This is a genomic window from Sphingobium sp. TCM1 (genome assembly GCF_001650725.1).
In the GTDB taxonomy this organism is placed as follows: Bacteria; Pseudomonadota; Alphaproteobacteria; order Sphingomonadales; family Sphingomonadaceae; genus Sphingobium.
Genome location: NZ_LXVX01000017.1, coordinates 35,386 through 46,122, shown reverse-complemented (window position 1 = coordinate 46,122; position 10,737 = coordinate 35,386). Strand labels below are relative to the sequence as shown.

Genomic DNA, 10,737 nt, shown 5'->3' with positions numbered 1-10,737 from the left:
CCGCGCAAATGCTGGCGATTCGCGCCCGCAGCACCCGTGCGTACGGTGCATTACAAAACGCCCCCGGCGTGCGTCCCCTCCTCGCAGCGCGTTCGCGCGCTGCGCAGGCTTCGAGCCGGAAGGCGCGGGCCTCTTGGAAGAATGGCCATGGGGGCTCAATGTCCCCATGGCCCAGCCCCTGAACAAGCGAAAAGCCGGAGGGGCGCGCGACCCCTCCTGACCTTCAGATTTCATCGACCAGCCTTCCCGGTACGGTGTGGACGATCCGCTCGATGAGCGTCTCGGAAAGCGTCGAATAATCCCCCCCGCCGAGGCGTAGCGCCGTGCGGACCGGCCGGTCCGCATGACATGCGAGCGAGGCGGAAAGGCTCCCCCCTCAGGGATGTCACCCACAAGGACAGCAACAGTCGTCAATGCTGGTCAGCGTGCAGACGCCCGGCTCCTAGTCCGGCTCTTCCTCGCCATCGCCGTAACCGAACTCGGCGGCGATCCGCAGCGCCTTATCCCGCAGCGTGGTACCGACCGCAGCAAGAAGCGGTTCGGCTGCAAAGCCGGAGATAAAATTCATAGGACTGGCCCCAGCGGCTATTCGCGGCGGCGGCGACCTCCTCGAACCGCGCCCTTATTGCTGATAGCATTTTGCCGTCAGTGTGCCCCGTGCTGATGGAATTGTCGGTCATATCATCCCCCATGTTGGAGGCGGGATTGCCCGGTGCGATCCCGCCTCCGTGTCGTGTTCAGTCTATGGCCTTGCCGCTTTCGGGTTCGTCGGGGAGGTTCCCGGCGATGGCCCAGATGAGGGGTTGGGCCTGGATGATGGAACCTGCGACCCGCGCCGCGTCCGCCCAAAGGGACAGCGGAACAAGTCCGCTAAAGCCGATGTCCCGCTCGATCCGAAGCCCAAAGGGAAGGCGAAGGGCCGTGATCTCCGTGAGGCTGAAATAGCCCAGTTCAGGACAGCCAAAGCCAAGGTCAGCGAGCCCGAACATGGCGTCGCCACCCTCGCAAAGCTCGGTTACAAGCCATGTCGCCGCGCCCACGGGATTGAAGAATTTAACCACTGGCACCGGGTCCGGCTCCCTTTCGCCCTTCTCCTGCGCGGCACGGCGCGCGGCGGTGTTCGCCTGAAGGGCCGCGATATGCTGGGGTTCAAGGAGGATCATGCCGTCCTCCCCAGCCACGCGTCTGAGGAGGACCTCCCTTCGATGGTCATCGCTTCCTCGCCCGATTGCGCCGGGGGCAGGAAGCCCAGAAGAAAGTCGGCGGCCTTGCTCGCCTGACTGGCGGCGCGGAAAATGGCGCGGGCATCCTCGCGAAGGACGGAAAGCCACGATCCCAGATAGTCGCTATGGCGGACGGTCGGCACGATCCCCAATTCGGCGCAAAGGAAGGCGCTCCCCATTTCCGCGACCAGTTCCTCGCGGCCATAATCGGGGGTGCCGAATCCGGTCTTGGGCAGGCGGTCGAGGCGCGAGCGATGACCAGAAAAATGGGTCAGTTCATGGAGGACCGTCCGATACCAGTTGATGGGTTCATAATAGACTTCGGGCGGAGGAACGCAGATGTGGTCGGTGGCCGGGGCATAATAGGCGTCGCTCCCGCCGATGCGGATTTCCGCACCGGTCGCATCGATCAACGCTTGCGCGCGGGGGATCAGGACTGCCGCATTATGCGTGGTGCTGATCCGGGCGGGTTCCAAATCCACCCCCTCGATCTGGTCCAGATTGAAGACCGTGAAGCGCTTCAGGAAAGCGACCTGCCGGCCCTCGTCGCCGTCCCGTATCGGGTCGCCGTCCTTGGCCTTGGGCGTGAATTTGTCGGCATAGCAGACGGTCGTGCCCTGCTCGCCCTTGCGGACGTGCCCGCCAAGCGCGACCGCCTGCCGATAGGTAAGCCAGCCCTGCGACTGATAGCCCCGCTCGAAAAGGGTGCTCCAGAGAATGAGTATGTTTATGCCTAAATAGCGCCGTCCGGTTCCGGCGTTGCGCGGCAGGCCAAGCGCTGCCTTGCCATCATCCCAAGGCTTGACCCATGGCAGGGTTCCCGCCTCCAGATCGGCAATGATGCGCTCCGTCACTTCGGCGTAGAGGGTGGAACCAAAGCGCTGCGGCTGATCCTGATAACTCATCGTTCTTACTCCCTTCGCATCGCACCGGCCGCCGGAACGGCGGGGGTGGGCGGCAGGAGCGAACCGACAGGCCCGCCGTCAGAGGCGGGCGGCACCCGCAGGGCCGCAACGCAGTGGAGGAGTTGGGGCTTAAGCCCCGACTTGCGGCTCGCCGCGGTGGGCCTATAGGGCAGCGACGCCCACCCCCGCCTCCCCGGAGGCCGACCAAACCAACCGGCTAACATCACCGCGCCCGGGCGCGGTGGCCGCCCGACCTCTTCGCGCTGCGACCCGCAGCGCTCCGCATTCGCTGATCAAGGCATTGGAATGGACGAAGCGGCGCATCAGGGAAAAACCGTCGCGGGATGCACCTGCTCAAACACCGCCGGGCGGCCGAGCCGCCCGGCGCGATTTCCTCCCAGCATCAGCCCCCGCGATGCACGGCTTCGTCGAGATGGGCGAGCGCGGCAGCGAAATGTTCCTCGACGTCCCAGACCGAGCAGCCAAGACGGAAGGCGATTTCGGGGAAGGTGAAGTCGTCCTTCACGTGGAGATAATAGGTGATGCGGGGGAGATAGTTGAGGGTGGCGAGGCCGATGCGGAAGCGGTCGGCCATGCAGCCTTCGGGCCTGCGGGCAGCCATGAGACGGTTCCTTTCATGCAAAAAGGGCAGGCGGCGGAACGGACCGCCACCTGCCCTGTGGTGATCAGGCGGCCAGTTGCTCCGGCCCTTCGGCCTCGTCCGACACGGGATCGCTCGCCGCTTCAGCAGACGCGTCGGCGGGTTCGATCATATCGAGCGTCGCCTGCCCTTCGGGCTGATCGGGTGCCGGGGCCAGAGCCGCTTCCAGCGCCACCCATTGATCCACCGGCGCGACCCCGCCCCGGCTGGTATAAGCGCTCGGCGGGAAGCTCATCCAGCGTGGCACCCAGCCCTCGCGCTTCTCCCACCCCATCTGGCCATGGAGGCAGTTGAAGATGATCCCGCGCTGGACCTTGCCACTTTCCTTGGCGTTCGACGCCGCCACCTCGGCCCCGGCCACATCGGCAAGAAGATGACCGACAAGCGCCTTGTCGCGTAGCAGTTCGATAAAGGCATCGTCGGCCTCCCAGACCTGCGCCATATCGACCTCCAGCTGACTGCCCAGCAGTTCGATCAGCATGGTTCCCGACTGGAGCGACTCGGCCATCACCACCGCAAGCACGGCAAGAACGTCCTTGTCGGGCAGCGTCATGAGCCTTGCGAAGAGAGGCACGATGTCCGCATCGCAGCCGACAAGACTGGGTTCGTCCTCGTCCAGCGCCAGCATCGCCAGCGCATCGCGCCGAAAGAAATCGGTCGAACCTTCCGAGAGGCAGCTTTCGACGCTTTCGCTGGTCGCATCGTTCCGGCTCTTTTGCGACTGGCGCTCGACCCGCCACAAAGTGGAACCACAGATCGCATGGGCGACCATCAACCGCAGCGCGATGGCAGGAGTTTCCGCGACCTTCGCCGCCACCGCCGCATGACGATGGAGGTTCAGATATTCGGTGAGCGGGGCGCTGAGTTCCGGACGCGCCGGACGCTCGATGCTCTCCCCTTTCTCGATCTTGCGCGCTTCCTTGGTGGTGACATAGCCTTCATGGAAGCTGACGCTGCCGCGTTGGTCGATGCTGATATAGACCCGTCCGCCCTTCTTCTTGGGGCAATGCTCATGTTCCCAGCCATGGAAATAGGCCCCCGGCTCAAGAGTGATGACATCGGCCCAGCCAGCGTCCCGATAGCTGTCCGCCCTGGCCTCGATCGCGACGTTCTGCGCTTCCCAGAACTGGTCGGCGCTGGCGAAGAAACTATCCTCCCCGAACAGGTCCGCTACGATCTCGCCCCTATAGGCTTCGAGCGGGAAGATCGCCGCGCTGGTCGGAATGCTGGCCCCGCCGAACAGCCATTCCTTGAGACGGTGACCGACAGGGACATAGGCGTCCTCATCATCGAGCAGGGCGAGCCATGCCTTCTGCTGCGGCTTCGAGGCAAGGGTCAGATGCCGCACCGTGGTCGCGTCGATCTTCTCGGCGCGATAGAGTCCCCGGATGCGCGGCAGAAGGTTGCCGAGCGCGAGGGTCCGTTTCACCTGCAAGGCCGTAAGCCCAAAGGTGTTGGAAATATCCTCCGGCGTCCGCCCTTCCTTGACGAGGCGGGTGAAGGTTTCCCAGCGAGTCACCTCATCGGGGTCCAACCTCGCGATATTCTCGATGAGCGAGGCTTCGAGCGCGGCGGCGTCATCCCCCGCCGCGATGACGGCGCAGGGAAGCGGATCGATCCCGCCATTTTCCTCAGCGACGACAAGGGCGGCATGATAGCGCCGCTTGCCCGCGACGATCTCATAGGTTTCAGGGGTGCCGTTCTGCCGCACGATCAGCGGCACGAGAATCCCCCTCGCCCGGACGGAGGGCAGGATATTGGCGAGGTCGGGCGCCTTCTTCACGCCCCGCATATTGGCGGTCGAGACGGCAAGATTGGCGATGTCGATATGCTTGAGTTCCATGACGTGGTTCCTTCTCTTGACTAACACCACCGGCCCGGCCGAAGCGGGGTGGGCGGCAAGAGCGAACCGGCAAGGCCCGGCTCCAGAGGCGGGCGGCATCTGTCAGGACCGGAACGAAGTGGAGGAGCTGCGCCGTAGGCCGGCTTGCGGCCCGCCGCGACGGGCCTAGAGGGCAGCGGCGCCCACAGCGCTTTGGACTGGCCGGCTCAAACCGGCACCATCGCGCGCAGCGCGATGACCGCAGTGCGTCAGGGATCGCAGCCCGACGGGGCGAGACGGCGCAGACGGCTCGATGGAGCGGTACGCGGAGCAGAGCCCGGTCCCCGACAGGGAGACGCTCATACCCCTTGAAATCGTCCACGACCAAGCGGTCTAAATAATGGAAACCCCGACCTACGCCTTAAACGCGCTCATTCCCGCCGCCCCGAAAAAATGGGCGAAACCGGGCCGTGCCTCGGGAACGCCCCCCACAAACCTGGCAGGTTCGCACCGCCAGCCCTTGCTGTGCTGCTTGATCTCTCCGCGCGGCATCCACGCGATCAGCATCGGGGCACCGAGGCTTTGCGAGGTGAAATAGGGAATGGCCAGGATCATGTCATTGTGGAAGGCGGTGACGCGCCCGACATAGCCGTATCTCGCCTTGTCGGTCTTTTCGTCGGTTGAATATTTGCCCTTTACCTGAACCGGGCGGACTATCGTCGATCCGCCGGCCGGTCGGCTGACGATCATGTCGAACCCCTTGTCGCGGCGTGGGAAATAGACGTCCCAACCGGCATCGGCGAGTATGCCGGCAACATACATCTCGGCAAAATAGTCGCGGGTTTGCGGCGCGCCGCTCGATCCAGTTGCGTCCCCCATCAGCATAACCGCTGCATTTCCGTATCCCCGATCACAACAGCATCCCCTCAAGATCGGCCAATATGTCGCACGCCGGTATCCCGATGCCCATCGACCGATATTCCGGGAAAGCGACATCTACGAACACTATTGCCTCGCCAAGGACCTGGGAACGCACTTCGTCGTCCGCACCGTCGTTGACCGATTAGCAGGCAACGGCGATCACACCGTAAAGCGCGAAATGCGCGAAGAGCCGAGCGCCGGTACGCACAGCATCGAAGTCAGAGGCGATAACGATACGGTCGAACAGGTAACCCTCGACATCCAGTATAAACGGATTCTCGTGCGCCCGCTGATCGGGAAGCAGAAGCGGTACCCGGCACTCGATCTGACAGTGATCCATGCTTCGGAAGTCGGCACTCCGCCGGGTCGAAAGCCGGTCCGGTGGAAGCTGGTTACCGATCTGAAGGTCAGCAGTCTGGAAGAGGCGATCGAGAAAATCCGTTGGTACGCCATGCGGTGGAAGATCGAAGTCTTCCACAAGGTCCTGAAGTCTGGATGCCGTGCCGAAGACGCCAGGCTGCGCACGCCGATCGGCTTGCCAACCTAGTTGCGCTCTTCTCCACCGTCAGCTGGCGTGTATTATGGGTGACCATGATGGCTTGTGCAGCACCAGACGCCAGTCCGGCAATCGCGTTCACCACATCAGAAATCAACATCCTTGATCGTCTTGTTGCCGATAGCGGAAATCGCCGAGCAAAAGGGGCATGATCCAGCTCTATCTCACCAAACTGGCCCGTCTCGGCGGTTATCTCGCAAGAACTTCAGACCCGCCCCGGGTAACACCGTCGTCTGGCGCGGCCTACGTCGACTTGCCGACGCCCAGATTGGGGTGGGGCTCGAAACTTATGAGTAATCGTAAGCCTCACCGGAGCGATACCGCTTTCCTCAACCCTTATAAATTTCTTGATCCTATTGATCTGGCGAGCCCCGCCGGTTCGGCATCCGAATATCCTCCGAAGTGCCATTGCTTTCCTGTCTATGGGACCGCGGCATGAAGCGTTCGAACAGGAAAGCAGCAGACAGGAGAAAAAGCGCCAAGACTGTTCCGGCAAACACCAGAACATATTGTCCCGCTCCTGCCGTGATCCCTACTGCGGCGCCCATCCAAAGGCTGGCAGCCGTCGTCATGTTTCGAACGTCACCGCCGCGCACGAAGATAAGGCCGCCTGCGATGAAACCAATCGCCTGTGCCAGACCTTGCACGACCCTGACGGGGTCTCCTTCATTGTGCTGTTCAACCATTTCGAGCGCGGAAACGGTTAGCATCGCCGAACTGAGCGCGACGAGACCGTGGGTTCGCAAACCCGCATCATGGCCGCTTCGCTCACGTTCAAAGCCGAGTGCCAGACCGAGGACTGTTGCAACGCCCAATCGCGTCAACGTGGTGGGGAGATCATTCTCAAGCATAGCGACTACCTCCTCTCAGCAACGCGTCTCGCGCCGAAGAGATGCACGGCCTCGGGTTGCGCGCTCGCGGGGCAGCACTAGCTCTTTCGAATATGGCTCAGCTGAGCATTTCTATCCAACGAACCTTTTTTGTGCGGTGAGGGTTTCGACAGTTATCCGAAAAATATCACTTTGCAAAAGTGGAGGGGAGCATGGCTCCGCAACTGAAATTGCTATTCGTGGAGGACGAACCCGACATCTGCACGATCGTCGCGCTAGCTTTAGGGCGGGATTGTGACTTCTCCCTCACCACCTATGCCAGCGGTGTTGAAGCCCTGAAAGATATCGAAAGAAGCGGCCACTCATTTGATTTCGCCCTCCTTAACATGCGGCTGCCCTCCATGACAGGCATCGAGTTACACGAAAAATTACGGCAATTGCCCCAATTGTCTGGCTTGCGCACGGCCATCATCACCGCTGGAGTTCGACCTCATGAGGTTGAAGCCTATGAACGTCCCGGCATTGTGGGCGTTATCGCCAAACCGTTTGACCCGCACGGTCTTAGGGATCGAGTTCGTATGTTGGTAGCCGGTCGCTAACGACGGCTTGTCGATGGCACCTATCGGCATAAAGTGACTTAACCAGGTTAAAGCCTCTTGATCCCAAACATAATCAACGGAACCGCTTGTGGACGGTCTGGTTGTCAACCCTGTCTTATTTAACCGGCAAGGAGGGACACGGTGATCAAAGCGCGTGCCGATGGGATTGCGGATCGTGCCATTTCCAAGGCCACCGCTATTCCTAGGAGTGTTCAGAGCCCTTCCCTCCGCCTGACAATGAAGACATTCATCGAGTGTCCGACAATGGTTGGATCGGCCTTTCCAGCAAGCCACTGGCTCGTGAATCGAATGCTTGAACCAATCGACTGGCAGCGGATCCAGCTATTCGTCGAATTTGGACCGGGAACGGGGGCGTTTACAAGAGCAGTGCTGGCACGCTTGCCTCCCAGCGCAGTCCTTCTCGCGCTGGACACGAGTGAGGCCTTCGTCAATCATCTCAGAGCATCGATCGACGATCCTCGGTTCGAAGCCGTCTGTGAATCTGCGGCGAATGTCGCTGCCGTCCTGAGAGAACGCGGCCTGCCCTCTGCCGATGGCATACTCTCTGGCCTGCCATTCTCCACGCTCGAGCGATACGAAGCCGACTGCACGATGCGCGCCAGTCGCGCCGTTCTCGCATCAAACGGCATGTTTTGCGCCTATCAAATGCGCCGGACCATCGAGCCGCTGCTCGAAACATATATCGGCCCGATCCACTCTGCCTTTGAATGGCGCAACATCCCGCCATGTCATCTTTATTGGGCTGAGGCGGTTCCTAGAAACCAGACCGTAGGAGATCACCGATGAGCGAGCCGACAAACACGCCGTCACAGGCGGCGGAAACATCCATGGATAAAACACCGAGCCAGGGGCCCCTGGGTGACGTTCTACCACAGAAAGGTCCCGATCCCCGTACGCGGGGTGGGCAGCGCCAAGAGGATGTCAACGACCGTCCAGCCGTGGGGAAAGTCAAGCCGGAAGACTATCCAGAGGATCAACGTGCCAAAGGCGCATGAAGATAGGAGAGTGCCATGGAAGACGAAATGCATAGCGATCAATCCGTTCCAACCGCGAAAACCCGTCGTCCCAACATCTTCACCGAAAATCAGCCAGAGGGCGCAGCGCGACGGCCCAGCGATACGCTGGATCGCGAGCCGACGCGCGACCCGGTGAGCGGTGGCGCCATTACGTCCGATTACAATCCCGACACCATGACGAGGCGCGGTGAGGAAAACGACACGCGGGCGGGAGAAGAAATGCAGAAAAGAGGCAAATCATGATCGATGATGATGGTGTCGATCCCCGCTCCAGTGAGCCAGCGGAAGGAGGCGCGGGAACGCCCCCACCGGAACGAGGCTCGCCCACGCCTCCGGACGCAAAATCTGAAAAAGGCGGCGATGACGAACAGGCTGAACCTAAACCTGTGTCGAACCACAATCCGCTCGCGCCGCCTGTAAACATAGAGCCGGGAAGTTGAGCAACTGACGCGCTGGGAGACACGCGATGATTAAAACATACATGGTCGCAAGATGTGACCGAGCAGAGCGGCGCATCATCGTAAAGGCGCACCTCTGCAATCTGCAATGAGCATGCCGACATTCTATATCGATCGGGCGGGGGACAATTTCAGCGCCACGCAGCAACAGATCCTGGAGACGGCCAAGGATGAGTTGCGCACGGCGTTCAGCAAGGAGGAGCGCCATGCCCCGCGGTGATAAGTCGAGTTATACTGACAAACAAAAGCGCAAGGCCGAGCATATCGAGGACGGGTATGAGGATCGCGGCATTCCCAAAGATGAGGCTGAGCGCCGCGCATGGGCGACGGTGAACAAGGAGTCTGGCGGTGGCAAGAAATCCGGTTCGGGGCGAGGCAAGGCCGAGAACCACGCGTCATCGAGCAAAGGCGGGCGTGCCGGCGGAGCTAGCCAGACCAAGGAAGATCGATCCGCCGCTGCGAAGAAGGGGTGGGAAACTCGGCGCAGACAGTCGAAGGCCTAACGATACTCCAGGCCCTGACTGAACTTTAGGTGGCGGACATTGATCGCCATGCCCTGGGGAAATTGGCCTGAACATTCACGCCAATTGGTTGAAGGCGCATCGATCGAGAGCATCAGGATCGTAAAAAGGCGTGCCCCGGTGTCGTTCGTGACTTCCACCTATAGTCACGCCGATCCCAAAGTACAACCGGGTCATCGTGAATTACAGCACCGGAACGCAGCCTGTCGTGCCGCAGCTGCGTCCGGCACTTCAGTGGCTTTCCGGGTCAGAATGGCGCCCCGCATCAACGGTATGCGAGGCTCCCCCTTCCTCATTGGTAATGAATTTCAGATGAAGGGCCGCCCGCCTGTAACAGCGACCGTAGCACCCGTCGTATAACTAGATTCATCGCTTGCAAGCATCACATAGGCTGAAGCCAACTCGCGAGGCTGGCCGGCGCGACCGAACGGAGTATTTTTCCCGAAATTCTTCACGGCCTCCGGCGGCATGGTCGAAGGAATAAGCGGCGTCCAGATCGGTCCAGGCGCTACGCAATTTACCCGGATTTCCTTGTCGGCCAGCAACTGGGCAAGGCCCATCGTGAAATTCTGGATAGCGCCCTTCGTCGTTGCATAGGCAAGGAGATGGGCATTGGGCTGATCGGCATTGATCGACGTCGTATTGATGATCGAGGCCCCGGGGGCCAAGTGCGGCTCCGCCGCTTTGACAAGATAGAACATCGCATGAATGTTCGTGGCGAATGTCTGCTGCCATTCCTCGTCCGAAATGTCGCCGATCTTTTCGAAACTCGCCTGATGGGCGGCGTTGTTGACGAGGATATGCACACCGCCGAACTCTTCCAGAGCGCGATCGACAATCAATCGACAGTGGCCGGCATTGCTGATGTCACCAGGCACCAGCACCGCCTTGCGCCCAGCCTCTTCGACCCACTTCGCCGTTTCTCGGGCATCCTCTTCTTCATTGAGATAGGAAATAAGGATATCGGCACCCTCTCGCGCGAAAGCGATTGCAACGGCGCGCCCGATGCCGCTGTCGCCACCAGTTATAATCGCCGTCTTGCCGCTTAGCTTACCCGATCCCTGATAGCTCGTTTCGCCGTGGTCAGGGCGTGGATCCATAGGCTTGGTCAGCCCCGGCATCGCTTGCTGTTGCTCTGGTTGGGGCGGTCTTGGGTCGGCCATGGTGCGCTGTCCAGATTTGTTGAGATCAAGATTTCAACACG

The 10,737-nt window shown here is 61.0% G+C and carries 14 protein-coding genes and 1 pseudogene; 7 read left to right on the top strand and 8 right to left on the bottom strand.

Features of this window, described 5'->3' with window-relative positions; translation table 11 throughout:
* Positions 1-442 precede the first annotated feature (442 nt).
* From A7Q26_RS26170 to A7Q26_RS14010, 6 genes are all read right to left on the bottom strand, one after another.
* On the bottom strand, positions 443-568 hold the full coding sequence (locus A7Q26_RS26170; protein WP_269747258.1) for a hypothetical protein: 126 nt from the start codon (positions 566-568) through the stop codon (positions 443-445).
* Positions 569-737: 169 nt separating this feature from the next.
* Positions 738-1,163, bottom strand: coding sequence for a DUF2958 domain-containing protein (locus A7Q26_RS14030; RefSeq protein WP_066860723.1), 426 nt, complete (start codon positions 1,161-1,163; stop codon positions 738-740).
* Positions 1,160-2,128: an ArdC family protein gene (locus A7Q26_RS14025; protein WP_066860720.1), complete on the bottom strand. Its 969-nt coding sequence runs from the start codon at positions 2,126-2,128 to the stop codon at positions 1,160-1,162. The genes A7Q26_RS14030 and A7Q26_RS14025 overlap by 4 nt, the downstream gene beginning before the upstream one ends.
* A 403-nt stretch (positions 2,129-2,531) precedes the next feature.
* Positions 2,532-2,750, bottom strand: coding sequence for a hypothetical protein (locus tag A7Q26_RS14020; RefSeq protein WP_066860717.1), 219 nt, complete (start codon positions 2,748-2,750; stop codon positions 2,532-2,534).
* A 64-nt stretch (positions 2,751-2,814) separates the two neighbouring features.
* Positions 2,815-4,632 carry a ParB/RepB/Spo0J family partition protein gene (locus A7Q26_RS14015; RefSeq protein WP_066860716.1) on the bottom strand — a complete coding sequence of 606 codons (1,818 nt, stop codon included), beginning with the start codon at positions 4,630-4,632 and terminating at the stop codon, positions 2,815-2,817.
* Between the two features lie 393 nt (positions 4,633-5,025).
* Positions 5,026-5,490 carry a hypothetical protein gene (locus tag A7Q26_RS14010; RefSeq protein ID WP_157102555.1) on the bottom strand — a complete coding sequence of 155 codons (465 nt, stop codon included), beginning with the start codon at positions 5,488-5,490 and terminating at the stop codon, positions 5,026-5,028.
* 220 nt (positions 5,491-5,710) lie between these two features.
* Between A7Q26_RS14010 and A7Q26_RS25610 the strand changes: the two genes are divergently transcribed.
* Positions 5,711-6,079, top strand: a complete 369-nt coding sequence (locus A7Q26_RS25610; protein WP_198162941.1) for a hypothetical protein — start codon at positions 5,711-5,713, stop codon at positions 6,077-6,079.
* A gap of 362 nt (positions 6,080-6,441) precedes the next feature.
* Here A7Q26_RS25610 and A7Q26_RS14000 read toward each other — a convergent pair whose 3' ends face one another.
* Positions 6,442-6,939 carry an MgtC/SapB family protein gene (locus A7Q26_RS14000; protein ID WP_066860711.1) on the bottom strand — a complete coding sequence of 166 codons (498 nt, stop codon included), beginning with the start codon at positions 6,937-6,939 and terminating at the stop codon, positions 6,442-6,444.
* A gap of 191 nt (positions 6,940-7,130) precedes the next feature.
* Between A7Q26_RS14000 and A7Q26_RS13995 the strand changes: the two genes are divergently transcribed.
* The 6 genes and pseudogenes from A7Q26_RS13995 (at position 7,131) to A7Q26_RS13980 (ending at position 9,515) form a co-directional block, all read left to right on the top strand.
* On the top strand, positions 7,131-7,517 hold the full coding sequence (locus tag A7Q26_RS13995) for a response regulator (RefSeq protein ID WP_066860708.1): 387 nt from the start codon (positions 7,131-7,133) through the stop codon (positions 7,515-7,517).
* Between the two features lie 141 nt (positions 7,518-7,658).
* Positions 7,659-8,324, top strand: coding sequence for a class I SAM-dependent methyltransferase (locus A7Q26_RS13990; RefSeq protein WP_084439133.1), 666 nt, complete (start codon positions 7,659-7,661; stop codon positions 8,322-8,324).
* 224 nt (positions 8,325-8,548) lie between these two features.
* A complete protein-coding gene (locus tag A7Q26_RS13985) occupies positions 8,549-8,797 on the top strand; it encodes a hypothetical protein (RefSeq protein ID WP_066860705.1) in 249 nt (82 codons plus the stop codon).
* A complete protein-coding gene (locus A7Q26_RS25605) occupies positions 8,794-8,994 on the top strand; it encodes a hypothetical protein (RefSeq protein ID WP_198162940.1) in 201 nt (66 codons plus the stop codon). The genes A7Q26_RS13985 and A7Q26_RS25605 overlap by 4 nt, the downstream gene beginning before the upstream one ends.
* Before the next feature lie 79 nt (positions 8,995-9,073).
* Positions 9,074-9,232: pseudogene (locus tag A7Q26_RS24635) on the top strand (DUF3175 domain-containing protein); the annotation flags it as partial.
* On the top strand, positions 9,219-9,515 hold the full coding sequence (locus A7Q26_RS13980; protein WP_066860702.1) for a plasmid stabilization protein: 297 nt from the start codon (positions 9,219-9,221) through the stop codon (positions 9,513-9,515). The pseudogene A7Q26_RS24635 and the gene A7Q26_RS13980, both read left to right, overlap by 14 nt.
* Positions 9,516-9,841: 326 nt before the next feature.
* On the opposite strand, the gene A7Q26_RS13975 is transcribed toward A7Q26_RS13980, so the two are convergent.
* Complete coding sequence (locus tag A7Q26_RS13975) at positions 9,842-10,696, bottom strand: glucose 1-dehydrogenase (protein ID WP_066860699.1); 855 nt, start codon at positions 10,694-10,696, stop codon at positions 9,842-9,844.
* Positions 10,697-10,737: the final 41 nt, after the last annotated feature.

Bases quoted from the DNA above. Each gene is read 5' to 3' on its own strand.
- A7Q26_RS14010 (WP_157102555.1), bottom strand. From the start codon at position 5,490: ATGGGGGACGCAACTGGATCGAGCGGCGCGCCGCAAACCCGCGACTAT.
- A7Q26_RS14030 (WP_066860723.1), bottom strand. From the start codon at position 1,163: ATGATCCTCCTTGAACCCCAGCATATCGCGGCCCTTCAGGCGAACACC.
- A7Q26_RS25610 (WP_198162941.1), top strand. From the start codon at position 5,711: ATGCGCGAAGAGCCGAGCGCCGGTACGCACAGCATCGAAGTCAGAGGC.
- A7Q26_RS13995 (WP_066860708.1), top strand. From the start codon at position 7,131: ATGGCTCCGCAACTGAAATTGCTATTCGTGGAGGACGAACCCGACATC.
- A7Q26_RS14000 (WP_066860711.1), bottom strand. From the start codon at position 6,939: ATGCTTGAGAATGATCTCCCCACCACGTTGACGCGATTGGGCGTTGCA.
- A7Q26_RS13980 (WP_066860702.1), top strand. From the start codon at position 9,219: ATGCCCCGCGGTGATAAGTCGAGTTATACTGACAAACAAAAGCGCAAG.
- A7Q26_RS14020 (WP_066860717.1), bottom strand. From the start codon at position 2,750: ATGGCTGCCCGCAGGCCCGAAGGCTGCATGGCCGACCGCTTCCGCATC.
- A7Q26_RS26170 (WP_269747258.1), bottom strand. From the start codon at position 568: ATGAATTTTATCTCCGGCTTTGCAGCCGAACCGCTTCTTGCTGCGGTC.
- A7Q26_RS25605 (WP_198162940.1), top strand. From the start codon at position 8,794: ATGATCGATGATGATGGTGTCGATCCCCGCTCCAGTGAGCCAGCGGAA.
- A7Q26_RS14025 (WP_066860720.1), bottom strand. From the start codon at position 2,128: ATGAGTTATCAGGATCAGCCGCAGCGCTTTGGTTCCACCCTCTACGCC.
- A7Q26_RS14015 (WP_066860716.1), bottom strand. From the start codon at position 4,632: ATGGAACTCAAGCATATCGACATCGCCAATCTTGCCGTCTCGACCGCC.
- A7Q26_RS13985 (WP_066860705.1), top strand. From the start codon at position 8,549: ATGGAAGACGAAATGCATAGCGATCAATCCGTTCCAACCGCGAAAACC.
- A7Q26_RS13975 (WP_066860699.1), bottom strand. From the start codon at position 10,696: ATGGCCGACCCAAGACCGCCCCAACCAGAGCAACAGCAAGCGATGCCG.